Annotated in this window: 26 protein-coding genes; 18 read left to right on the forward strand and 8 right to left on the reverse strand. The window is 35.6% G+C overall.

Annotated elements, in window-relative coordinates; translation table 11 throughout:
- Positions 1-69 precede the first annotated feature (69 nt).
- Positions 70-873, forward strand: a complete 804-nt coding sequence (locus DDF69_RS13985) for a helix-turn-helix domain-containing protein (protein WP_114821331.1) — start codon at positions 70-72, stop codon at positions 871-873.
- Between the two features lie 302 nt (positions 874-1175).
- Here DDF69_RS13985 and rplI read toward each other — a convergent pair whose 3' ends face one another.
- From rplI to DDF69_RS14020, 7 genes are all read right to left on the reverse strand, one after another.
- Positions 1176-1673, reverse strand: a complete 498-nt coding sequence (gene rplI / locus DDF69_RS13990; RefSeq protein WP_047429787.1) for a 50S ribosomal protein L9 — start codon at positions 1671-1673, stop codon at positions 1176-1178.
- Between the two features lie 110 nt (positions 1674-1783).
- On the reverse strand, positions 1784-2086 hold the full coding sequence (gene rpsR, locus DDF69_RS13995) for a 30S ribosomal protein S18 (protein WP_002979091.1): 303 nt from the start codon (positions 2084-2086) through the stop codon (positions 1784-1786).
- A gap of 32 nt (positions 2087-2118) precedes the next feature.
- Positions 2119-2460: a 30S ribosomal protein S6 gene (gene rpsF / locus DDF69_RS14000; protein WP_034695444.1), complete on the reverse strand. Its 342-nt coding sequence runs from the start codon at positions 2458-2460 to the stop codon at positions 2119-2121.
- Between the two features lie 113 nt (positions 2461-2573).
- Positions 2574-3947: a chloride channel protein gene (locus DDF69_RS14005; RefSeq protein ID WP_114821332.1), complete on the reverse strand. Its 1374-nt coding sequence runs from the start codon at positions 3945-3947 to the stop codon at positions 2574-2576.
- Positions 3948-3988: 41 nt separating this feature from the next.
- Complete coding sequence (locus tag DDF69_RS14010; RefSeq protein ID WP_114821333.1) at positions 3989-4612, reverse strand: hypothetical protein; 624 nt, start codon at positions 4610-4612, stop codon at positions 3989-3991.
- 271 nt (positions 4613-4883) lie between these two features.
- A complete protein-coding gene (locus tag DDF69_RS14015) occupies positions 4884-6191 on the reverse strand; it encodes a dihydrolipoamide acetyltransferase family protein (RefSeq protein WP_114821334.1) in 1308 nt (435 codons plus the stop codon).
- Positions 6192-6254: 63 nt separating this feature from the next.
- Positions 6255-7082: an S-adenosyl-l-methionine hydroxide adenosyltransferase family protein gene (locus tag DDF69_RS14020; RefSeq protein WP_114821335.1), complete on the reverse strand. Its 828-nt coding sequence runs from the start codon at positions 7080-7082 to the stop codon at positions 6255-6257.
- A gap of 133 nt (positions 7083-7215) precedes the next feature.
- Here DDF69_RS14020 and DDF69_RS14025 point away from each other — a divergent pair, with 133 nt between their 5' ends.
- From DDF69_RS14025 to DDF69_RS14050, 6 genes are all read left to right on the forward strand, one after another.
- Positions 7216-8175 (forward strand): PhoH family protein, encoded by a 960-nt coding sequence (locus DDF69_RS14025; RefSeq protein WP_002979097.1) that lies wholly within the window; start codon positions 7216-7218, stop codon positions 8173-8175.
- A gap of 119 nt (positions 8176-8294) precedes the next feature.
- Positions 8295-8957, forward strand: a complete 663-nt coding sequence (locus DDF69_RS14030; protein ID WP_114821336.1) for a porin family protein — start codon at positions 8295-8297, stop codon at positions 8955-8957.
- 132 nt (positions 8958-9089) lie between these two features.
- Complete coding sequence (locus DDF69_RS14035) at positions 9090-9590, forward strand: hypothetical protein (RefSeq protein WP_114821337.1); 501 nt, start codon at positions 9090-9092, stop codon at positions 9588-9590.
- A 459-nt stretch (positions 9591-10049) separates the two neighbouring features.
- Complete coding sequence (locus DDF69_RS14040; RefSeq protein WP_114821338.1) at positions 10050-10706, forward strand: outer membrane protein; 657 nt, start codon at positions 10050-10052, stop codon at positions 10704-10706.
- Positions 10707-10781: 75 nt separating this feature from the next.
- The gene (locus DDF69_RS14045; protein WP_114821339.1) at positions 10782-11444 is read left to right on the forward strand and encodes an outer membrane beta-barrel protein; all 663 of its coding nucleotides are present in this window, start codon (positions 10782-10784) and stop codon (positions 11442-11444) included.
- Between the two features lie 63 nt (positions 11445-11507).
- Positions 11508-12161 carry a porin family protein gene (locus DDF69_RS14050; protein WP_114821340.1) on the forward strand — a complete coding sequence of 218 codons (654 nt, stop codon included), beginning with the start codon at positions 11508-11510 and terminating at the stop codon, positions 12159-12161.
- A gap of 71 nt (positions 12162-12232) precedes the next feature.
- Here the strand turns inward: DDF69_RS14050 and ffh are convergent, their stop codons facing one another.
- Positions 12233-13594: a signal recognition particle protein gene (ffh, locus tag DDF69_RS14055; RefSeq protein WP_114821341.1), complete on the reverse strand. Its 1362-nt coding sequence runs from the start codon at positions 13592-13594 to the stop codon at positions 12233-12235.
- A gap of 176 nt (positions 13595-13770) precedes the next feature.
- On the opposite strand from ffh, the gene DDF69_RS14060 reads away from it, so the two are divergent.
- The 11 genes from DDF69_RS14060 to DDF69_RS14110 all read left to right on the forward strand — a co-directional run bounded on the left by DDF69_RS14060 (position 13771) and on the right by DDF69_RS14110 (position 22330).
- Complete coding sequence (locus DDF69_RS14060; protein WP_034695426.1) at positions 13771-14142, forward strand: hypothetical protein; 372 nt, start codon at positions 13771-13773, stop codon at positions 14140-14142.
- Between the two features lie 59 nt (positions 14143-14201).
- Positions 14202-15299 carry a F0F1 ATP synthase subunit A gene (gene atpB, locus DDF69_RS14065; RefSeq protein WP_114821342.1) on the forward strand — a complete coding sequence of 366 codons (1098 nt, stop codon included), beginning with the start codon at positions 14202-14204 and terminating at the stop codon, positions 15297-15299.
- A 47-nt stretch (positions 15300-15346) separates the two neighbouring features.
- Complete coding sequence (gene atpE, locus DDF69_RS14070; RefSeq protein ID WP_002979108.1) at positions 15347-15541, forward strand: ATP synthase F0 subunit C; 195 nt, start codon at positions 15347-15349, stop codon at positions 15539-15541.
- Positions 15542-15625: 84 nt separating this feature from the next.
- Complete coding sequence (locus DDF69_RS14075; RefSeq protein WP_114821343.1) at positions 15626-16123, forward strand: F0F1 ATP synthase subunit B; 498 nt, start codon at positions 15626-15628, stop codon at positions 16121-16123.
- Between the two features lie 2 nt (positions 16124-16125).
- Positions 16126-16665 (forward strand): ATP synthase F1 subunit delta, encoded by a 540-nt coding sequence (gene atpH / locus DDF69_RS14080; RefSeq protein ID WP_114821344.1) that lies wholly within the window; start codon positions 16126-16128, stop codon positions 16663-16665.
- Between the two features lie 16 nt (positions 16666-16681).
- Positions 16682-18259, forward strand: a complete 1578-nt coding sequence (atpA, locus tag DDF69_RS14085) for a F0F1 ATP synthase subunit alpha (protein ID WP_062675006.1) — start codon at positions 16682-16684, stop codon at positions 18257-18259.
- A 76-nt stretch (positions 18260-18335) separates the two neighbouring features.
- Complete coding sequence (atpG, locus tag DDF69_RS14090) at positions 18336-19199, forward strand: ATP synthase F1 subunit gamma (protein ID WP_062675004.1); 864 nt, start codon at positions 18336-18338, stop codon at positions 19197-19199.
- Between the two features lie 271 nt (positions 19200-19470).
- Positions 19471-20829 (forward strand): hemolysin family protein, encoded by a 1359-nt coding sequence (locus DDF69_RS14095; RefSeq protein ID WP_114821345.1) that lies wholly within the window; start codon positions 19471-19473, stop codon positions 20827-20829.
- Between the two features lie 10 nt (positions 20830-20839).
- Positions 20840-21145, forward strand: a complete 306-nt coding sequence (locus tag DDF69_RS14100; RefSeq protein ID WP_099049883.1) for an ATP-dependent Clp protease adaptor ClpS — start codon at positions 20840-20842, stop codon at positions 21143-21145.
- A 209-nt stretch (positions 21146-21354) separates the two neighbouring features.
- Positions 21355-21969, forward strand: a complete 615-nt coding sequence (udk, locus tag DDF69_RS14105) for a uridine kinase (RefSeq protein ID WP_034697618.1) — start codon at positions 21355-21357, stop codon at positions 21967-21969.
- A 4-nt stretch (positions 21970-21973) separates the two neighbouring features.
- Positions 21974-22330 (forward strand): FtsB family cell division protein, encoded by a 357-nt coding sequence (locus tag DDF69_RS14110; protein ID WP_034697620.1) that lies wholly within the window; start codon positions 21974-21976, stop codon positions 22328-22330.
- Positions 22331-22404 lie beyond the last annotated feature (74 nt).

Here is a 22404-nt window from a genome sequence, read left to right on the forward strand (position 1 = left end):
CCTATTTGTGAAAACAGAAAAAGATTTGCTCATTTACGCCAATTTAGAAATTCTTCTTACCTTTATGGAATGAACAACAGCCATTTTAAAGAAGTAGAAGAAGATGATACCGAATTTTACGTTTATCACGTCCTTACCGGAAATGTAACCACAGAGATTCATTATCACAGTTCTGCACAGTTAGTCTATGCAGAAGGCGGTATTGTACATGTTTTTACAGATCAGAAACACTGGTATCTTCCTGCCAGGTGTTTTATGTGGATTCCGGCCGGAACTCCTCACTATATTTTTTCTACCAGTCCGAAGGTTGATTTATATAACTTCTATTTTAAAAAGGAAGAAAATGAAAGTGGCTTTTTTGATGAAATTAATATTTATTCCGTAAATAATTTACTTCGGGAAATGATTTTATATACTAAAGAATGGGATGGGAAAATCACAAAAAATGATACGTCTAAATATTTTTTTCTCAAAGCTCTTAAAGGTGTTTTACAGGAGAAAAAACACAAACATCTTGCCTTTCCCATACAACATCCTTTTCCCAAAGATGAAACCTTACTGAAGATTGCAAGATATATCCATGCTAACCTTGAAAAGCCTCTCACGATCGAATCTACGGCAAAAGAATTCGGAATGAGTACAAGAACCCTTTCCAGGAAATTTAAAGAGATTCTGGGCATGAATTACATTCGTTTTCTACGGGCGTTGAGAATTACCCGCTCGCTTGAGCTGATGCTGGAAGGAAAATATAATATGTACGAAATTGCCATGATGGTAGGGTACAACAGCCTGTCGTCTTTCAGTAATATTTTCAAAAAGGTAATTGGTATTGCCCCTACGGAGTATCAGCATAAACTGAGAGGGGATAAGTAGTGAGTGGGAGGGTTTGAGGGTTTGAGATTTGGTTTACGGGGTGCGTGTTACGAGGTAACGGGTTTTATAGTGCGGGATAAACTTTCTTGCCTGTTCCTACGTATAAGGTTGTTAAAAAGCTAATTTAACGAGTAATAGCAGATAAGCTTTCCTATATTCCCCTTCCCTGAAGGGGTGGATTTTTGCAAAGCAAAAAGACGGGGTAGTTCATATCAATCTTACTCCAACGTCACCCTATACAAAAGAAAAACCACCTCAATAAATTGAAGTGGTCTGTATTTTGAGAAATTCTCAGTAGCTTATTAAGCTTCTTCAGTTTTAGCTTCTTCTTTTTTAGGAGCTGCTTCCACTGGAGCATCAGATACGATATCAAACTCGTAGTTGTACTCAACATTTCTGTGAAGTCTGATAAGAGCTGCGAATTTACCAGTTCTTTTGATCGTGTTACCAGGAATCTTGATGTATTTTTTCTCTACAGAAACACCAGCTTTTTCTAAAGCAGCAGATAGATCAGCATTGTTGATAGATCCGAATAATTTGTCACCAGCACCTACTTTTGCAGGGATCGTGATAGAAGTTTTCTTCAATTGCTCAACTACAGCGTTAGCAGCAGCGATTAATTTAGCTTCTTCTTCTTTTCTAGCTTCTAATGTAGCTTCTAAAGCAGCTTTGTTTTTAGGTGTAGCTAAAAGAGCAATTCCTTGAGGAATCAAGAAGTTTCTAGCATAACCTGGCTTTACGTTTACTGTATCAAACTCAAGTCCTAAGTTTTCTACGTCTTTTTTTAGGATAATTTCCATTGTTGTTGTCCTTTTTAAGATTTTAGTTTATATCTAAAATCAAGTTAGAATTAATGATGTATTCAGCAACAAAAGAAGAGGAATACCTCTTCTTTTATTTATTTTTTGTCTTATTTCAATAAGTCAGCTACGTATGGTAGTAAAGCAAGGTGTCTTGCTCTTTTGATAGCAGCAGAAACTTTTCTTTGGTATTTTAAAGAAGTTCCAGTGTATCTTCTTGGTAAAATTTTACCTTGCTCGTTTACAAATTGTAATAAGAAATCAGCATCTTTGTAATCAACGTGCTTAATTCCGTATTTTTTGAATCTACAATATTTCTTTTCAGATTTTGTATTGATATCAAGTGGAGTAAGGAATTTTACTTCTGATTCTCCTCCTGCTGAGGCTTGTTTAGCCATTTCATCTATTGCCATGTCTTGTCTTTTTTAAAAAATAGGGTTAATAATTAAGCTTTAGCTGCTTTTACTTTAGCTCTTCTTGTTACAGCGTACTCTACAGCGTGCTTGTCAAGTTTTGTAGTAAGGTAACGGATTACTCTTTCGTCACGCTTAAATGCTAATTCTAAATCAGCAACTACAGTACCTTCTCCTTTAAATTCGATTAAAGTATAGAACCCATTCTTTTTCAATTGAATTGGGTAAGCTAATTTTTTTAATCCCCAGTTTTCTTTAGCAACGATTTCGCAGTTCTTTTCTTTGATTAGATCTACATACTTGTTCACTGCTTCCTCTACCTGTGCCTCAGATAGAACGGGAGTTAAAATGAAAACAGTTTCGTAATTGTTCATAATGTTAAAAAATTTGTTAATTATTTCGAGGTGCAAAAGTAGAAAATATATTTCTTATATGCAAGAGGATTGGTGAAATAGTTAGCGTTTCCTGAGAATGTCTATTCATCTTTTTATAGATTTCTGGATTCGGTTTCATCTTTGGATCTGATCTCCGTCAGAAAATTCACCTTCAAAACATCATACAAAGAATGTCTGCTTACAAGGATAGAGGCAATAGAAGATACCATTCCGGCAAGCATCAGATGGAATATCAGGGAATGTCTGTCCGTCATCTCCAGTACAATAATGGCGGAAGTAAACGGAGCTCTCGTAATGCCGGTAAGAAAAGCTACCATTCCGCCCAGAATTACCACATTGGTTTCGTTGGGTGTTAAATGAATAGCTCCAGAAATAACAGAGCCTATACTTGCTCCCGCTGTAAGAGCCGGAGCAAAAATTCCGCCGGCACCTCCTGAAGTAAAGGAAAGTGCAGGGCCCAGCATTCTGAGAATGGGAACATACCAGTCTTCATGTTTATCTTTAGTAAAAAGAACACGCTCCATAATTTCTTTTCCCGATCCCAGAACTTCTCTGTTGATGAAATAAGCGATGGAAGCAATAATTAAAGCACAAATGATCAGAAAGATTACATTGGCTTTATCTGTCTTCAGTTTTTTCTTCTTCCAGCTATTGATTGTAAGCATGATAACCGATAACTGACTCGCCAGAATGCCGGCAGTAACCGCAACCAGTACAATCGGAAACATAACCATTAAAGAAACATCATTGGTTTTCGGATATCCCAGATATAAATAAGATCCTGCCAATGTTTGAGCGGTAAGGCCTGCAATAATTACTGCCGTAAACAAAGCCGTTTTAAAGTAATTGATATGGGTTTTTGACAACTCTTCAACCGCAAAAACAATTCCTCCAAGCGGAGTGTTGAATGCTGCTGCCAGTCCGGCTGCCGCTCCTGTCATAATCATGTTTTTCTTTGAAATTTTCGGCCACCATTCGGGAAGGTATTCATTCACTTTTCTGAAAACGGAACCCGCAATCTGAATAGTAGGACCTTCACATCCTACCGCACCTCCTCCGATTACGAGGATCACGGAAGAAAGTATTTTGAAAAAAATAATTTTAATACTTAACAGATTTCGAATCTTTCTATGTTCTTTTGGGTTGGCCAGTTCTACAGCTGCCATCACCTGTGGAATACCACTTCCTTTGGCATTGGGCGCAAATTCTTTCACCAACCACCATGATAATACAAATCCTATAGGAGCAATAATGAAAATCATCCATGCATGCCAGTCGAAAATAAAATTCATGAGATGTTCACCCCATGCAAATACCTGTGCATACATCACAGCAAAAAAGCCTGTAATTACAGATCCTATCCAAAAGGGAATAGCCTGAAGCAGATTGTGTTTCAGTTGTTCATTCCGTATATTATCGAAGGAATTTTTGAGAGATCTTTTTATGAGGGCGAAAATTTTCAGCATCTGCAGATTTTGAGGGATGAAATTACGGTAAAATCTGGAAATTATATTTCATTTAAAAACTTTGAGATGATTTCGGCACTTTCAACCGTAAGAATATCAGGAATACCAAAGCTTAAAATACTGTTTCTCACTTCAAGTTTAAAATTTTCATTGGGAAAACTTTTGATAATTTCTTTTCTCTTTTGAGTTAAAAAATTCATGGTTTTATATTGATCATTTCCTACTACATAAAAATCTTTAAACTCACGGTCTTTAAAATTAATATTGAAACTGCTGAAAATTCCTGCAACCTTATCCATTAATTTCTTTTTATTGAGGGAAATATATCCAAAGTTTTCATCTAATTCTTTTAATCCCCAAAGTTGAATGGTATCATATTTACGTCCTAAACGTGCACCTCGGGAAGTCATGCCAACTTTACTGACAATAAAAAGATAGAAAGTACTTTTTTGGTTTTTGTCTTTTACTAAATAACAGATTTGCGGGATAAATAACGGATACATATCATGAGAGCTGAATCGTTCATAAGGAGATTCTTTATTATCAATCACTGAAATATCATATGACTCAGAAAGGAGATCAAAAACCTCAGTAATTAATTTTTCATCTTCCTCTGTGAAATCAAAAAATCGTGTAATGTCATATTTTCTGTAATCCGGATCCATTTTCGCAAATAATATTTGTTTAAAAATAATGCTAATCAATCTAATTTCCAAAAAAGTTAGCACAGTATATAAATATTTTAAATAATTATTGATTTGATTTATAATTGTTGTTTTTGTTGAATATTTGATATTTATTTGGTAGGATAATTAGTCTTTTGGAGTATTGTTAAGCTTGGTAATGAAAAAACAAAAAAGCCCCCGATTTAATCGAAGGCTTTCATTTTATATGATCAACAATAAGCAAAATTACTTATTACTGATTATTTATTACTTATATTTCTGTGTTCAGATCCCAGTTTTCAAGGTAGTCGTGAACGTGCTTCAGCATCATTCCTCCTAGGGAACCGTCTACCACTCTGTGATCATAAGAGTGAGACATGAACATTAAGTTTCTGATAGCGATTACGTCTCCATCAGCTGTTTCAAGAACTGCAGGCTTCTTAACGATTGCTCCGATGGCTAAAATAGCTACCTGAGGCTGAGGAATGATAGGTGTTCCCATAAGGTTTCCGAAACTTCCTACGTTAGAAATTGTATACGTTGCCCCTTGAGTATCTTCTGGTCTCAATTTCTTGTTTCTTGCTCTGTAAGCCAGGTCATTGATTGCCTTTGCAAGACCTGAAAGAGATAACTGATCAGCATTTTTGATCACAGGAACAATAAGGTTTCCGTCCGGAAGGGCAGTAGCCATACCGATGTTGATGTTTTTCTTTTTGATGATGTTTTCACCATTTACAGAAACATTGATCATTGGGAAATCCTGAATGGCTTTCACTACCGCTTTTACGAAAATAGGCATGAAAGTCAGTTTTTCACCTTCACGTTTTTCGAATACAGCTTTGTTTTTATTTCTCCATTTTACAACGTTGGTAACGTCTGTTTCAATGAAAGAAGTAACGTGTGGGGCAATTTGTTTTGCTTTTACCATGTTTTCAGCGATGATCTTTCTCATTCTGTCCATTGGAATGATCTCATCACCTGCACTTACCGGAATGGTAGCTGCAGGAGCAGATACTGCCGGCTGTGGAGTAGATGCTGCTGGTGCCGGAGCCGCCTGCTGAGCTGGCTTGCTTCCTCTGTTAGCAACATACGCTAATATATCTTCTTTGGTAATTCTTCCTTCTAAACCGCTTCCCTTGATAGTTTTCAGTTCAGTTTCAGAAATGTTTTCCTGTTGTGCGATAGATTTTACGAGTGGAGACAGATAAAGATCTCCTGAGAATTCTACGTTTGAAGCAGCCATTGTTTGTAAAGGCTCTTCAATCGCTTTTAAAGTTTCAGCATCCGGAGTAGCCGCCGGAGTTTCAGTTTTTACTTCTTCTGAAGCTGTGCCTTCTCCTTCAATTTCTAAAATAGCAATGGCTTCACCTACTTTTGCAACTTCATCTTTTTGCTTTAAAATTTTTACAATTTTCCCCGAAACTGGTGTCGGTACGTCTGAATCTACTTTATCTGTTGCAATTTCTACTACGGAGTCATCCTCCTTTACGTTATCACCTTCATTGAATAACCAAGTGATAATTGTCGCTTCCATAACCCCTTCTCCCATGGATGGAAGCAATAATTTGTATTCTGCCATTTTTGATTTTTAGATTTTGACAAATATATAAAAAAAATCGGTTTTTTTAAGAAATATATAATCTTAGCTAAATTCGATATAAATATTTTCGCCTACATTCAGTCCAAACAGGCTTTTAGCACCGTTTTTCTTGCTTCCTTTGTAGATGGTAAGCTCCAATAACTGACTATCATTGAAGATAGCAGCAGACTGCCCGTGGAATTCGGTCTCCCTTTTCCAGTCTGAAACCACCTCTGTGTGGCTTGAAAATATTCGTGAAAGGCTTAAATTTCTGAATTTTATCGTAAAACTGCTATAGCCTTTACTGATGTTTTCAAAAAAATCTTTATTGATATTTGATATTATATTTCCGAAATTGTCAATATAAGTCACTTCACCAATAATCATTCCTTCCGATTCATTATAAACCGCTCTTGGAAACATGAGTTGTTTTGCAGTGTTTATTTTTCTTCCTATAACTTCAGGAAGTCCACCATTGGCAAGATGCACTGCTGCAGGAACAAAAATGTCTGTAGAAGTGAAGTTGATAACGTCATCAAAACGATTGTTCAGTGTAAGCTCGTAGATCGCTTCCGGTTTAATATCAAAAAATATGAGGCTTAAAAGGCCGTTATCTGCCGCCAGGAAGTAAGATCCGTCAGCTTTATAAATAAGATTCTTTCTCGATTTGTTGTAAAAACTGTCTACGGAAAGAATGTGGATGCTTCCTTTGGGAAAATATTTATATGCATTTCTTACAATATACGATGTTTGTATAAGGTTGAATGCCTGGATTTCGTGGGTGATATCAATAATATTAACCTCAGGGTTTAGAGACAGAATTTTGCCTTTCACAGCGGCAACTCTGTAATCTAAATTTCCGAAATCCGAAGTAAGGGTAATAATTGACATGAGCAATTTATAGAATAGTGTAGTATTGCAAAGTTATTTAAAATAAAAAGAAAGCCCGAAAGATTGTTGAAAAGAATTTGATATAAATTTGAAAAAAAGCTTTAATTTTAAAATCTAAAAATAAAAATACTGCATGTTTGAATTAACATATGATTTGGAAGATATCGATGCGAAAATCTTCTATGGAGTTAATAACCAATATTTCAACTTAATAAAATCAAGCTTTCCAACCATTAAAATTACAGGAAGAGATCATTTTATCTTTGCCATGGGAAATCAGGAAGCTTTAGACATACTGAAACAAAAACTGGACGATATTGTCAGTTTTATCTCCAAAAACAATTCAATAGGGCTGAAAGATGTTGAAAATATATTGAATATTAAAGACGAAAATGAGAAGCAACTGGTATTCGATCAGGATATCATTGTAAAAGGAGTTAACGGAAAAGTAATTAAAGCTAAGACGACCAATCTTAAAAAGCTGGTCAAAGAGACGGAGAAAAAGGACATGGTTTTTGCCATTGGGCCTGCAGGTACCGGAAAAACTTATACCAGCGTTGCATTGGCGGCAAGAGCTTTGAGAGATAAAGAGGTGAAAAGAATTATCCTGACAAGACCGGCCGTAGAAGCAGGAGAAAGTCTTGGATTCCTTCCTGGTGACCTTAAAGAAAAGCTGGATCCGTATTTACAGCCTTTATACGATGCGCTTCGTGATATGATTCCGCATGAGAAACTGGAAGGTTTCATGGAGAAGAAAGTGATTGAAGTAGCACCATTGGCTTTCATGAGAGGGCGTACTTTGGATGATGCTTTTGTGATTCTGGATGAAGCACAGAATACCACTCATGCACAGATGAAAATGTTCCTTACCAGAATGGGAATGAATGCTAAGTTCATTATCACAGGAGATCCGAGTCAGATTGATCTTCCTAAGAACCAACAATCCGGACTGAAAGAGGCTATGAGAATTTTAAATGGAGTAAAAGAAATCGGATTTGTGCATCTTACAGAAGAAGATGTAGTAAGACACCCGGTAGTAAGAAAGATTATTCTGGCGTATAACGATGAGGAGAAAAGACTGAGAAACGACTAGTTCTGAATTTGTAAAAGTTTCTGTTAACCTTTTGTTAACTTTAAAATAGTTAGTTAAAATTTGTTAATTTGAAAAAAATAGTTAGTTTTGCAGACCTTAAATGTAAAAACTAACTAAACATGAAAAAACTTTTACTTGTTGCAGCAGTCGCTGCTATGGGAATTTGTGCCAACGCACAGGAATTTCGATTTGGTCCAAAGGCTGGTTTCGCAATGTCTACTATTAAACTAGACGATAAGCAAGATGATCTTGACGGAAGAAAAATGTCTCCTAAATATACCTTCTATATTGGTGGAATGGCTGAGTATAAATTCAATGATAACTTTGCTGTTCAGGGAGAGGTTTTGTATTCACCACTTGGAGCCAAGGAGAAAATTGATGGAGTAAACGCCGGAGGAATGTATTTTGGTGAATCAACTAAAGTAACTTTTGGAACTCTTTTGGTTCCTGTTTCTGCGAAATACTTTATTACAGAAGGTTTCTCTGTAGCTGCAGGTCTTAACGTAGGAATCATTCTTACTGCCAAACAAAAGACTGTAATAGGTTCAGATTTCCTTGACGTAGAAATGGAAGGAGATGCCGGTGATGTAGATATTAAAAAAGATATCAAGTCTTTAAATCTTGCCCCTTTCTTAGGTGTTGAATATATGCTGGAAAACGGACTTTTCTTTGATGCAAGATACAGCTTGGGAGTATCCAACCTATCCAATGACAACAGCGGAGGTACTGTAAAGAATAGCTTTGCTCAGGTAGGTGTAGGCTTTAAATTCGGAGGAAACTAATTCTGAAAAATTTACTTTCAAATGATAATAAAAGCAGGACAAATTTTGTCCTGCTTTTCTGTTATAAGGCAATTTTATTCTAATGATGAAAATAATTAGTATTTTTGCAGGGTAAAATTTAAACTTAAAAAAATGAAAAAACTACTATTACTAGGTGCTTTTGCACTTTTAGGAGGTGCTGCTCAGGCACAGGAAGGTTTTAAATTGGGTGGACATATTGGTGTTCCTGTATCTGACGCAAGTGATGTATCTTCGTTTACATTAGGAGTGGATGCAGCTTATATGTGGAATATTGCTAAAGGTTTTGACCTTGGGGTAACCACAGGATATTCTCATTTCTTTGGAAAAGATCACTTTGATGATTTCGGATTTGTTCCTGTAGCTGTTTCCGGGAAATACAGATTTAAGGGTGCTCCTATTTTTGTAGGGTTAGACCTTGGATATGGTATTTCTACAAAGGATGGAGTAGATGGAGGTTTCTATGCACAGCCTAAATTTGGATATCAGATGTCTAAAGGAGAGTTGTACATCGGTTACCAATCTATCAGTAATAAGCGTGACCTGCCAGGATGGGGAAGATATAGCTGGAATGTAGGAGCGGTTAACCTAGGTTATAATTTCTTTTTGAAATAAGAAAAAACAAGTGCATATGAGAACTCCGGCCGAAGGCCGGAGTTTTTTCATTACTTATATATAAATGTACAGAGTGTTAATCATAAATTTTTAATAGAGTAGATCTGTAACGATTAGAAATACGTGAAAATAGTCTTAAATAATAAACAATTGTTTAAATTTTAAGAGTTAATAACTTTAAAATTAGTAATTTAGGTTAATTAATTTTAGCATTTTTCCAGAATTTATGGGGTTTTGCAAAAAATGGTAAAATTTAAAAAGTTAAATATATTTGTGTCTTGTTGAAAAAAAGTGATTTTTTTATTCATAATATTGTGAAAAACTTAATAAGTCTTCTTAACTAGGATTTATTTTTATAAAACTCCAAATTTTAACAATGATATTAATCACATTAACAAATTTTAATATTAGTGGGGACCACTGTAAATTTGCCCTCAGAAAGTATTAAAATTTTTTACAATGAAAAAAATATTATTAGCGGGTGCTGTTGCACTTTTTGGTTTATCAAACGCTCAGATTGCTAAAGGAACTACATATTTATCAGGATCTGTTGGTTATTCTCAAGTAGAAACGAACAACGGTAACCTTAAAACTGAAAACTTCAACGTATTACCTACAGTTGGATATTTCGTTAACACTAACTTAGCAATCGGATTAGGTGTAGGATACCAAACTGAAAAAACTACAGCTACTACGACTACTACAATCGGAAACGCTACAACTGTAAGCGAAAATGTAGTTAAGCAACCAGCTTTCGTTGTTGCTCCATTCGTAAGAAAATACTGGACTTTGTCTGACAAGTTGTATATCTTCGGACAATTAGCAGTTCCAATGCAGTTCGGAAAAACTGAAACTGAAACTAGCTCTGTAACTACAGCTGGAAATACTACAATTTCTAACTCTACTTCTACTGAAGCTAAATACACTCAAATCGGTGTTACTGTTAAGCCAGGTTTAGATTATTTCTTAAACAAAAACTGGTCTATCGAAGCTACTATCGGTGAGTTCGGTTATAACAACTACAAGCCAAAAGATGGTGATGCTACAAACAACTACAACTTCGGATTGAATTTATCTTCTGTAACTTTCGGAGTTAAATATGTATTTGCAAAATAATAAACAAAGCATATAGCAAGAAAGCCCTGAGAAACCCTTAGGGCTTTTTTTCTATACAAAACTAATATAAAAATCATGAAAAAAATCGTATTGATGGGTGCTGTGGCGCTTTTCGGTTTATCAAATGCACAGATCGCAAAAGGAACTTCTTATCTTTCAGGTCAGGTAGGATATTATCACAATGAGAAAAACGAATTTGAAACCAATAGAAAGGATGACGTGATCAGAATCCTTCCTACGGCAGGGTATTTCGTTACTACTAACCTGGCTGTGGGACTTGGCGTAGGCTATAAAAGCTCTGTTACAAAATATAAATTGGGCAACCCTGCCATAAGTAATGTATTTGAAGTTAAATATACAGATAATGCTTTTGTGGTAGCACCATTCGTGAGAAAATACTGGACTTTATCTGATAAATTATACATCTTCGGGCAGTTACAGGTTCCATTGGAGTTTGGTAAGGAAAAAATGAATGCAAACAGTAATATTAATGATGTGGATCCTTTGCTTACAGCTGCCTTGAACAGAGAAAATAACTATACCAATATTGGAGTGAATATCAAGCCGGGTCTGGATTATTTCGTGACTAAAAACTGGTCAATTGAAGCTACAATTGGGGAATTCGGATACAATACTTACAAAAGAGATATTGATGGGGCAAAAAGAACGGATGATTACAAATTTGGTATCAGTTTAAGTTCCGTGACTTTTGGAGTTAAATATGTATTTGCAAAATAAAATAGATATATTAGTCCTAAGATAGCTATCTTAGGGCTTCTTTATTTTAAAACTATTTTAATCATGAAAAAAATCTTATTAGCATCTGCAATTGCTTTATTTGCAGGATTGAATGCGCAAACTACATTTGGAATAAAGGCAGGTTATGCTTTATCAACATTAAATTCTGATGCAAACAGTGTCGATTTTGGCGGAATTGGAGCAAGTCTTGAATCTAAATCCGGCTTTTATATCGGTGGTTTGGTTGAGCATAAATTGAACAGTAAATTTGCATTACAGGGAGAAGTGGAATACGCTAACCTTGGAGGTAAAGCAGTGGTGAAGGTTTCCGGAGTTACTGTAACGGAAAAACTGCATTTTAACAGAATTGTTATTCCTGTATCCGCAAGATATTATGCAACTCCCGAACTGGGGCTTTATGCCGGCCCATATGTAAGTTTCAGAACCAATACAAAAGCTAAAATTGAAGTGAGCGGAGCTCAGTCGAATCCAGCTGCTATCAACGAAGGTGAAAAATATCTTGAAAACTATTTTGATAATGGACTGAAATCGACAGAATTCGGTTTGTTCCTTGGTGCTGATTATAATGTATATAAAGGACTATTTGTAGATGCCCGTTACAGTTTTGGTCTTACCAATATGATCAAAAATCCTGTAGATGGAGAAAAACTAAAGATGAATTTCTTCCAGTTAGGAGTAGGATACAAGTTTAAATAAACAAATTGTAGTATAAAAACAAAAAACTCTCAGAATTTCTGAGAGTTTTTTTATGAATGATTTTGTCTTTCTTATTTTCCAAACATTCCACCCATTCCAGGCATGTTTGGCATTTTGCTCATCATCTGCATCATTTGCTTTCCTTGAGGTCCTTGCATCATCTTCATCATTTTACCCATCTGATCGAATTGTTTCATCAATTGATTCACGTCTTCGATTTTTCTTCCGGCTCCTTTAGCAATTCTACTTTTTCTCTGTGTATTGATAATGGAAGGCCTTCTTCTTTCTTCAGGAGTCATAGAGTAGATGATCGCTTCAATGTGTTTAAATGCATCATCACTGATTTCTACGTCTTTAATGGCTTTTCCAACTCCAGGAATCATTCCCATCAAATCCTTCATATTACCCATCTTCTTGATTTGATTGATCTGCTTAAGGAAATCATCAAAACCAAACTCGTTTTTAGCAATTTTTTTGTGAAGTTTTTTAGCTTCCTCTTCGTCAAACTGCTCCTGAGCTCTTTCTACTAAGGAAACAACGTCTCCCATTCCCAGGATTCTGTCTGCCATCCTTTCCGGGTAGAAAAGATCTAAAGCTTCCATTTTTTCTCCTGTAGAGATAAATTTGATTGGTTTTTCAACAACAGAACGGATCGTCAGTGCAGCACCCCCTCTTGTATCACCATCCAATTTCGTTAAAACAACCCCGTCAAAGTTCAAAGCATCATTGAATGCTTTTGCTGTATTCACAGCATCCTGACCTGTCATTGAGTCAACAACAAATAGGGTTTCATTTGGTTTAATGAAATAATGTACAGATTTGATTTCGTTCATCATCTGCTCATCAATCGCTAAACGACCAGCTGTATCCACGATTACTACATCATGGTTGTTGGCCTTTGCAAAATTGATCGCGTTTTCAGCAATGGTAGATGGGTTAGTAGCACCTTCTTCAGTGTAAACAGGGACATTAATTTGTCCTCCCAATACTTTCAGCTGGTCAATCGCTGCAGGACGGTAAACGTCACACGCTACCAATAAAGGTTTTTTATTTCTTTTTGTCTGTAAATAATTAGCAAGTTTTCCTGAGAAAGTAGTCTTACCAGATCCCTGAAGACCTGCAATAAGGATTACAGAGGGTTTTCCTGAAAGATTGATTCCTTCCTGAGAACCTCCCATAAGGTCTACCAATTCATCATGAACAATTTTCGTCATCAACTGTCCCGGAGTAAGGGAAGTAAGAACGTTTTCTCCTAATGCTTTATCCTGAACTCTCTTTGTAAGATCTTTCGCAACTTTATAGTTAACGTCGGCATCCACCAATGCTCTACGGATCTCCTTTACGGTTTCCGCCACATTGATTTCAGTAATTTTTCCTCTTCCGGAAATATTGTGTAATGCCTTGTCTAATTTATCCTGTAAACTATTAAACATATTTATTGTAAATTATAGGTTTGCAAAAATAAGGAATTTTTAGCATATCCAAAGTGTTTAATCACGTAATATTATATATATACGTAATATTATTATAGACAAGAAAAATGATAAATATCAAATCATAGTATAATCCGATAGAAAAAGTCTATTTTTGCGATCAATTAAAATATAGAATGAAAATTAATCCCAATATTCTTGTTGTCATTTTATTCTTTCTGACCTTCCTAGTGCATTTCTCCCTTTGGAAATTTGTTTTTCACCTGGATGAAATTGTGATCATTAAATTTTACCTTTTTCTAAGCGTCATGTTTATGATGATGATCACCCTTATTATCTTAATCAATAGAGTAGCGCCGGAATTTTTAGGATTGTCTGTTATTGGTTTGATCCTTTTAAAATTCGGTTTGATGTACTTAATCAGAAAAAAACTGAACTTTGAAGTGATTCCTGGCTATAAATTTCATTTTATTATGCCCTATTTTGTCCTGACAGCCCTGCTTACATACTATGCCATCAAGCTGATTAATCATGATAAAAAACAGTAAAATAATTTATTGAAACTAGAAAAAATATCATATTTTTGCACAACGAAAAAAACCTATCAATGTTTAAGAAATTCGCAGTTTTATTCTACAGTATTTTTGTATTAAACTTAGTGTCTGCACAGCACGGTGAGGCTACTGCTGGCGCAGCTCCTGCTCAAGAGCTTTCAGAGAAAGACAAAGTAAGCAAAGAAAACAAAGAGTTCATCGATCATCACTTATTGGATGCACATGATTTCACATTGATGGTTGATAAAGATGGTCACCACATCGGTTTCCCTCTTCCTGTTATTATCTATGATAACGGTTTCCACTCTTTCATGAGTAACAAAGAAGGGTTCATGCACGGAGAGCCTACTGAAGTAGACGGTTCTTTTTATGTATTGCACCATGAAAAAATCTACAAGACTGATGCAGCTGGAACTTTAACACTTGGTGAAGACGGTCATCCAACTAACGTGAAGCCTCTAGATCTTTCTATTACAAAAAGTGTATTGATTATTTTATTAGTGTCAATCTTTATGTTTGTATTATTTGTTGGAATGGCTAAATCTTATAAGAAGTCAGCGATCCCAACAGGTGCAGCAAGATTCTTAGAGCCACTGATCATCTTTGTAAGAGACGAAGTTGCTATTCCTAACATCGGACATAAGTATAAGAGATTCATGGGGTATTTATTAACAGTATTCTTCTTTATCCTTTTCCTTAACGTTCTTGGATTAATGCCTTTCGGAATTAATGTTACAGGTAATATCACTATGACATTCTTCCTGGCTATCCTTACGTATTTGATTACAACATTCTCAGCGAACAAAGATTACTGGAAACACATCTTCTGGATGCCAGGAGTACCGGTTCCAATGAAACTGATCATGCTTCCTATCGAATTATTAGGAACAATCACTAAACCATTCGCATTGATGATCCGACTTTTTGCCAACATGACTGCAGGACACATCGTAGTAATGAGTTTGATCGGATTGATCTATGTATTCAAGAATTTCATCGCAGGTGTTGCATTCCCATTCTTAACATTAGTAATTTATTTACTGGAAGTATTGGTAGCATTCCTACAGGCTTATATCTTTACAATGTTATCAGCACTGTTTATTGGAATGGCAGTAGAAGAGCACGAGCACGAACATCATGCAGCTCACTAATTGAAATTATAAATTAAAGTAAAACAAATTTTTTAAAATTATATATTATGGAAATCCCTAAAATTGTAGGTGCTGGTATCGTAGTACTAGGTGTAGGTATCGGTCTTGGTAAAATCGGAGCTGCTGCTCTTGAAGCTATCGCTAGACAACCTGAGCAATCTGGAAAAATCCAAACAGCTATGCTTATCGCAGCTGCACTTGTAGAAGGTGTTGCGTTTGCTGCTCTATTCGCAGTAAACTAATTAAACTCAAACCATTATCTGTGACGGTTGGTTACAGGTAATGGTTCTTTAAAAAAAAGTAATAATTATTTATACATTTATATAATGGAATTAATTCATCAGTTTTCATCAGGGTTATTTATTATCCAGTCTGTAATTTTTCTAGCATTATTATTTTTGTTAGGTAAATTCGCTTGGAAACCTATTTTAACGTCTATCAATGACAGAGAAACATCTATTGTTGACGCTCTTAATCAAGCTAAATTAGCTAGAAAAGAAATGGAAACTTTAAAAGAGGATAACGAAAGAATCATTCGTGAAGCTAAAATCGAAAGAGATGCGATCCTTAAAGAAGCCAGAGAAATTAAAGATAGAATCGTAGGAGAAGCTAAGGATGCTGCTAAAGCTGAAGGAGACAAAATGATCGAAGCTGCTAAACAGACTATCAACGCTGAGAAAAATGCTGCAATGGCAGACATCAAAACTCAGATTGGTACTTTATCTGTAAACATTGCTGAGTCTATCTTGAAGCAAAAGCTGGACAACAGCGAAGCTCAAAACGAATTAGTTCAAAATTATTTAAACAAATCAAACCTTAACTAAGAATGCTTACATCTAAAGTAGCTAAAAGATACGCACAAGGTTTACTTGACTTCACCAACGAAGCAGGGCAAACGGCTACTGTATTTTCTGAAATGAAAGATGTAGTAAAGGTAATGACTGAATCTAAAGATTTAAACAAGTTTTTCCTTACTCCTTACATCGATTCTAAAAAGAAAATAGAAGTAGCAAACGAAATTTTCAAAGGTTTATCTGTTTCTTCTCAAAACCTGATCAGATTGGTTATTAAACACGGACGTGAAAACCAATTGAAAAATATCGCTCAGGAATTCATCAATAAAGTTGAAGACCTTAGTGGTGTACAGAGAGTAACACTTACAACAGCAACTCCGCTTTCAAAAGAAAACCTTGACCAGATTTTAAGATCTACCAATCTTGTAAATGCTGATTCAAACTTTGATCTGAAAGTAAATGTGAAGCCTGAAATTCTTGGAGGATATGTTCTGAGAGTAGGCGACCAGCAGGTAGATGCGTCTGTGAAGACAAAATTGAACCAAGTTAAAAAAGATTTCCAATTAAATTAAGAAAAACAACCATACAATGGCAGAAATAAATCCGGCAGAAGTATCTGCGATCTTAAAACAGCAATTGGCCAACTTCGATACTCAATCAAACGTTGAGGAAGTAGGTACAGTTTTAACCATCGGTGATGGTATTGCTCGTGTATACGGGTTAGAAAACGTACAATACGGAGAGTTGGTGAAATTTTCTAGTGATGTAGAAGGTATTGTACTTAACCTTGAAGAAGACAACGTGGGTGTTGCTCTACTTGGTGAAAGTAAATTAGTAAAAGAAGGTGATACAGTAAGAAGAACAAACAGAATCTCTTCTATCAAAGTAGGAGAAGGTATGTTAGGAAGAGTAGTAGATACTCTTGGTAACCCAATCGATGGTAAAGGTCCTATTACTGGGGATTTATATGAAATGCCATTGGAAAGAAAGGCTCCTGGAGTTATCTTCAGACAGCCGGTAACTGAGCCTTTACAGTCTGGTATCGTGGCAATTGATGCGATGATCCCTGTAGGAAGAGGTCAGAGAGAGCTTATCATTGGTGACAGACAAACAGGTAAAACTACTGTTGCTATCGATACGATCATCAACCAAAAAGAATTCTTTGATGCTGGTAAACCAGTATATTGTATATATGTTGCTATCGGTCAGAAAGCTTCTACTGTAGCACAAATCGTTAAAACGCTTTCTGATAAAGGAGCTTTAGCTTATACGGTAATCGTTGCAGCTAACGCATCAGATCCGGTTCCAATGCAGGTATATTCTGCAATGGCAGGAGCTTCTATCGGTGAGTTCTTCAGAGACACTGGTAGACCAGCACTTATCGTTTATGATGATTTATCTAAACAAGCTGTTGCTTACCGTGAGCTTTCTCTACTATTGAGAAGACCACCGGGCCGTGAAGCTTATCCTGGAGACGTTTTCTACCTTCACTCAAGACTATTGGAAAGAGCTGCAAAAGTAATCGCTGATGACGAAATTGCTAAGCAAATGAACGATTTGCCAGAGTCTCTTAAGCCAATCGTAAAAGGTGGTGGTTCATTAACAGCCCTTCCGATTATCGAAACTCAAGCTGGTGACGTTTCTGCATATATCCCTACAAACGTAATCTCTATTACAGACGGACAGATCTTCTTGGAGTCTGATCTATTCAACTCAGGGGTTCGTCCTGCAATCAACGTAGGTATCTCTGTATCAAGGGTAGGAGGTAACGCTCAGATCAAATCAATGAAAAAAGTATCTGGTACATTGAAGCTTGACCAGGCTCAATATAAAGAACTAGAAGCGTTTGCTAAATTCGGTTCTGACCTTGATGCTTCTACTTTAGCAGTTATCTCTAAAGGTGAAAGAAACGTAGAAATCCTTAAGCAGCCGGTAAATGCACCACTTCCTGTAGAAAGTCAGGTAGCGATCGTATATGCTGGAACAGAAAACTTAATGAGAAACGTTCCATTGAACAAGATTAAAGAATTCCAACACGAATATATCGAGTTCCTGAAATCTAAGCACCCAGATACAATGGCTGCGCTTAAAGCTGGAAAAATCGATAACGATATTACAGGTGTTCTTAAGCAGGCAGCTAACGATTTAGCTTCTAAATACAACTAAAAAATTCAATGTTTAAGGTTTGAAATATAGTGTTTTAAACCTTAAACTTTAGACCTTAAACTTTGAACCCAAATTAATGGCAAACTTAAAAGAAATACGAGGCAGAATTACGTCAATTTCATCTACGATGCAGATTACACGTGCTATGAAGATGGTTTCCGCAGCGAAACTTAAAAAAGCACAGGACGCAATCGTAATGTTAAGACCTTATTCTGAAAAATTACAGGAGCTTATCCAGAATGTGAATTCTAGCTCTGATCCTGATCAGATTTCTGTATATGCTCAGAAAAGAGAGGTTAAAAGAGTATTATTCATCGCTGTTACTTCAAACAGAGGTCTTGCGGGAGCTTTTAACTCTTCTATCGTAAAAGAGCTTAACCTTCAGTTTCAGAACAACGCCCAGTACGAGGTTGAAGTTCTTCCTGTAGGTAAAAAAGTATATGATGCTGTAAGAAAAAGCCGTACGGTATATACTAACGGAAGTACTGTATATGATAATCTGAACTTTGATGCTGTTGCTCATATCACTGAAGGAGTAATGACAAGCTTCAAAGAAGGTAAATTTGACGAAGTTTATGTTATCTATAACAAATTCGTGAATGCTGCTACTCAGGAAGTAACTACAGAACAGCTTCTTCCAATCTCAATGCCGGAAAATACTGAGCCACAGGTTGAAACAGATTATATCTTTGAACCTAACAGAGCTGAAATCCTGGATAACTTGATTCCAAAGTCTATCAAAACCCAGGTTTTCAAAGCGATCTTAGATTCAGTAGCATCTGAGCACGGAGCGAGAATGACTGCAATGCACAAAGCAACAGACAACGCTCAGGCTTTAAAGAATGATCTTGTGATCTTCTATAACAAAGCAAGACAGGCTGCAATTACCAACGAAATCCTGGAAATTGTTTCCGGAGCAGAAGCTTTGAAAAATTCATAAAGAATTATTTTATATACAAATAAAAGCACCGAAATTTTCGGTGCTTTTTTGTTTTTATAAGGTTAAAACTGCTGTTTAGGGCTCAAAAATCTTTGTTTTTATAAAAAATGAACACGTAGCCAGATTATTTTTTTTATTTAAAATTAGCCCTATTATATCAAGCCTTATTTTTGTAAGAAAATTTCTTCATCGAAATAATCAATCCCGGATTCAGGCAGGTTATTTTTATTTTACATATCTTTGTACTTAATAAAATTTATACAACCTCTAAATGGACTCGGACATAGTCAGGCTTTTGCTGGCCTTATTTCTTGTTTTACTAAATGGCTTCTTCGTAGCCGCAGAATTTTCAATTGTTAAAGTTCGTTATTCACAAATTCAGTTAAAAGCTGCAGAAGGAAACTCTATGGCTAAACAGGCAGAGCATATCATCAAACATCTTGATGAATATCTTTCCGCTACACAATTAGGAATTACATTGGCATCCCTTGCCCTTGGTTGGGTAGGAGAAAGTGCCCTGCATCATATTGTTGAAAATATTTTTACGTCTTTGAGTATTAATTTGACTCAGACAACCATTACTACCATTTCGGTAGTGACAAGTTTTGTATTGATTACCATCATGCACATCGTATTTGGTGAGCTTATTCCAAAATCAATCGCCATCAGAAAATCTGAATCAACGACAATGGCAACAGCAGTTCCGTTGAGAGTTTTCTATACGATTTTTAAACCGTTTATCTGGTTGATGAACTCCATGTCAAATGGTTTCTTAAGACTGGTAAAAATTCACCCTGCTTCTGAGCAGGAAATTCACTCTACCGAAGAACTTCAGCTTTTGGTAAAACAAAGTGCAGACAGTGGTGAGATTGAAGAAGAAAACTACGAGATCATTAAAAATGCATTTGATTTTACAGATCACTCTGCCAAGCAGATCATGGTTCCAAGACAGAATATTACATCCATAGATTTTGAAGAAGATATTAATGATATTATCAACAAAATAATGGATAGCGGTTACTCGCGTATTCCTGTTTATATTGATTCTATTGATAATGTGATCGGTATTTTCTACACAAAGGAAATCATAAGAGAATTTGTAAAGAGAAAAGGAGATCTGGATCATGAAGATCTTAAAGACTTAATGCGTGATGCCTTCTTCGTGGTGGAAAGCAAAAAAGTTTCAGACTTACTGAAGACTTTCCAGCTTAAAAAACAACATATCGCCATTGTTATTGACGAATTTGGAGGAACTGAAGGTATTATTACATTAGAAGATATTCTTGAAGAACTTGTAGGAGAAATTCAGGATGAAGAAGATGATGAAGAAAAAATAGTTGATAAAATAGCGGACAATACCTATTGGGTACAGGCTACACAGCCTTTGGACGAAATCAACGAATTTCTACCTAAAAAACTTCCTCTTTCCGAAGAAAGCGAGTACAACTCACTCGCAGGATTCATTCTTTATGAGCTGGAAGAAATCCCTGAAGAAAACCAGGAGTTTGATCTTGAAGATTATCACTTCAAAATCCTGAAAATGAATAACAAAAGTGTAGAACTTGTGGAACTGGTTTATCAGGAACCTAATGCTATAGATAATCTGGCAGACAAAATAGGTGAAGTTTAAAAGAATGAAAATGAATTTTTATAACAGCATAAAAGATTACGAAAATCCGAAACGTCAGTACGAAGAAGAAGTTCTCGTTTTAGATGATACGGATGAAGTGTATAAACTGGTACTGCATAACGATGATATTCATACTTTTGATTATGTCATAGACTGTCTGATCGAAATATGCAAGCATACCCTGGAACAAGCTGAGCAATGTACGATTCTGGTTCATTACAAAGGCAAATGTACCGTAAAAACCGGCTCAATGGATGTTTTGAAGCCTATGCATGAAAAACTTATTTCGCGTGAATTAACAAGCGAAATCGTATAAAATAAAATCCGGCAAATGAATTGTCGGATTTTTTTATTAAATCAAGAGAGTACATTTGAGTAATAACAATAAATCATAAAGACTGAAAGCTTTCCTGAAAATATTTTGATATTTAAATGCTTTAATCTTTTAATTTCTCAATACACTTACATTGTCATATTTTATCTAAAATAGTATATTTGTACCAACTATAAAGAAACAAAAAAACAATGCTTGTAATAGGAATTGCCGGTGGTACAGGATCCGGCAAAACTACAGTTGTTGATAAGATACTTCAGCAGCTTGATATTGAGGGAATGAATATCCTCTCTCAGGATAATTATTATCACGACAACCAAGGTCTTACATTGACGGAAAGAGAAGCTCTGAACTATGACCATCCGAAATCTATAGACTTTGACTTACTGATAAAACACGTAAAAGCTTTAAAAAATAATGAGTCTATTGAACAGCCGATTTATAGCTTTGTCACGCATTCCCGAACAGGAGATCATGTCACTGTAGAACCTAAAAACGTATTGGTAGTAGAAGGAATTCTTGTTTTAACCAACAAAGAATTGCTGAAAGAATTTGATTTGAAAGTATTTGTTCATGCAGATTCTGACGAAAGACTGATCAGGAGGATCAGAAGAGATACTCAGGAAAGAGGAAGAGATCTGAGTGAGGTATTACACCGTTATCAGACCACATTGAAACCAATGCACCAGGAATTCATCGAGCCGTCTAAAAATGATGCGGATCTTATTATTCCCAATATGAAGCAGAATTCCGTAGCGATTGATTTTTTAACTACCGTTATTAAAAATTCGTTGAAAAAACATTAAAAAAATGGAAGAAAACAACCTTATCAAAGACATTCAGCCGAAATCTGAAACATTCAAACTTATCCAGAAATATGTTTTGAATAAGTATACCATTACGATCTGTCTGTTTTTGGTATGGATGATTTTTTTCGATAAAACCTCATTTCTTGTTATTAATGAACTGAATGGTGAGATTCATAAATATGAAGATCAGCTGGATTATTATAAAAAAGAATACGAGAAAAATGATGCTTTTTATAAAAAACTGATGAATAACAAGTCAGAAAAAGAAAAGTACGCAAGAGAAAATTATTTTATGAAAAAACCGAATGAAGAGATCTTTATTCTGGTAGTAGACAGCACAAAAGTGGCTAAAAAGTAATAAAAGTTAAATAGAATGATTTCAATGATGAAATGAATTTTTAACATTAAAAATTCACTTGCGAAGCAGAATTC

This window comes from Chryseobacterium sp. KLBC 52 (assembly GCF_003347605.1).
GTDB lineage: Bacteria > Bacteroidota > Bacteroidia > Flavobacteriales > Weeksellaceae > Chryseobacterium.

What these genes read in the sequence shown, in the direction of transcription:
- rpsR (WP_002979091.1), bottom strand. Translation starts at nt 2,086, where the DNA reads ATGGCAATAGATGAAATGGCTAAACAAGCCTCAGCAGGAGGAGAATCA.
- atpE (WP_002979108.1), top strand. Translation starts at nt 15,347, where the DNA reads ATGGAAATCCCTAAAATTGTAGGTGCTGGTATCGTAGTACTAGGTGTA.
- DDF69_RS14030 (WP_114821336.1), top strand. Translation starts at nt 8,295, where the DNA reads ATGAAAAAACTTTTACTTGTTGCAGCAGTCGCTGCTATGGGAATTTGT.
- atpA (WP_062675006.1), top strand. Translation starts at nt 16,682, where the DNA reads ATGGCAGAAATAAATCCGGCAGAAGTATCTGCGATCTTAAAACAGCAA.
- udk (WP_034697618.1), top strand. Translation starts at nt 21,355, where the DNA reads ATGCTTGTAATAGGAATTGCCGGTGGTACAGGATCCGGCAAAACTACA.
- DDF69_RS14110 (WP_034697620.1), top strand. Translation starts at nt 21,974, where the DNA reads ATGGAAGAAAACAACCTTATCAAAGACATTCAGCCGAAATCTGAAACA.
- DDF69_RS14015 (WP_114821334.1), bottom strand. Translation starts at nt 6,191, where the DNA reads ATGGCAGAATACAAATTATTGCTTCCATCCATGGGAGAAGGGGTTATG.
- ffh (WP_114821341.1), bottom strand. Translation starts at nt 13,594, where the DNA reads ATGTTTAATAGTTTACAGGATAAATTAGACAAGGCATTACACAATATT.
- DDF69_RS14075 (WP_114821343.1), top strand. Translation starts at nt 15,626, where the DNA reads ATGGAATTAATTCATCAGTTTTCATCAGGGTTATTTATTATCCAGTCT.
- atpB (WP_114821342.1), top strand. Translation starts at nt 14,202, where the DNA reads ATGTTTAAGAAATTCGCAGTTTTATTCTACAGTATTTTTGTATTAAAC.
- rplI (WP_047429787.1), bottom strand. Translation starts at nt 1,673, where the DNA reads ATGGAAATTATCCTAAAAAAAGACGTAGAAAACTTAGGACTTGAGTTT.
- atpG (WP_062675004.1), top strand. Translation starts at nt 18,336, where the DNA reads ATGGCAAACTTAAAAGAAATACGAGGCAGAATTACGTCAATTTCATCT.
- DDF69_RS14005 (WP_114821332.1), bottom strand. Translation starts at nt 3,947, where the DNA reads ATGCTGAAAATTTTCGCCCTCATAAAAAGATCTCTCAAAAATTCCTTC.
- DDF69_RS14020 (WP_114821335.1), bottom strand. Translation starts at nt 7,082, where the DNA reads ATGTCAATTATTACCCTTACTTCGGATTTCGGAAATTTAGATTACAGA.
- atpH (WP_114821344.1), top strand. Translation starts at nt 16,126, where the DNA reads ATGCTTACATCTAAAGTAGCTAAAAGATACGCACAAGGTTTACTTGAC.
- DDF69_RS14035 (WP_114821337.1), top strand. Translation starts at nt 9,090, where the DNA reads ATGAAAAAACTACTATTACTAGGTGCTTTTGCACTTTTAGGAGGTGCT.
- DDF69_RS14050 (WP_114821340.1), top strand. Translation starts at nt 11,508, where the DNA reads ATGAAAAAAATCTTATTAGCATCTGCAATTGCTTTATTTGCAGGATTG.
- DDF69_RS14010 (WP_114821333.1), bottom strand. Translation starts at nt 4,612, where the DNA reads ATGGATCCGGATTACAGAAAATATGACATTACACGATTTTTTGATTTC.
- DDF69_RS14095 (WP_114821345.1), top strand. Translation starts at nt 19,471, where the DNA reads ATGGACTCGGACATAGTCAGGCTTTTGCTGGCCTTATTTCTTGTTTTA.
- DDF69_RS14100 (WP_099049883.1), top strand. Translation starts at nt 20,840, where the DNA reads ATGAATTTTTATAACAGCATAAAAGATTACGAAAATCCGAAACGTCAG.
- DDF69_RS13985 (WP_114821331.1), top strand. Translation starts at nt 70, where the DNA reads ATGAACAACAGCCATTTTAAAGAAGTAGAAGAAGATGATACCGAATTT.
- rpsF (WP_034695444.1), bottom strand. Translation starts at nt 2,460, where the DNA reads ATGAACAATTACGAAACTGTTTTCATTTTAACTCCCGTTCTATCTGAG.
- DDF69_RS14045 (WP_114821339.1), top strand. Translation starts at nt 10,782, where the DNA reads ATGAAAAAAATCGTATTGATGGGTGCTGTGGCGCTTTTCGGTTTATCA.
- DDF69_RS14025 (WP_002979097.1), top strand. Translation starts at nt 7,216, where the DNA reads ATGTTTGAATTAACATATGATTTGGAAGATATCGATGCGAAAATCTTC.
- DDF69_RS14040 (WP_114821338.1), top strand. Translation starts at nt 10,050, where the DNA reads ATGAAAAAAATATTATTAGCGGGTGCTGTTGCACTTTTTGGTTTATCA.
- DDF69_RS14060 (WP_034695426.1), top strand. Translation starts at nt 13,771, where the DNA reads ATGAAAATTAATCCCAATATTCTTGTTGTCATTTTATTCTTTCTGACC.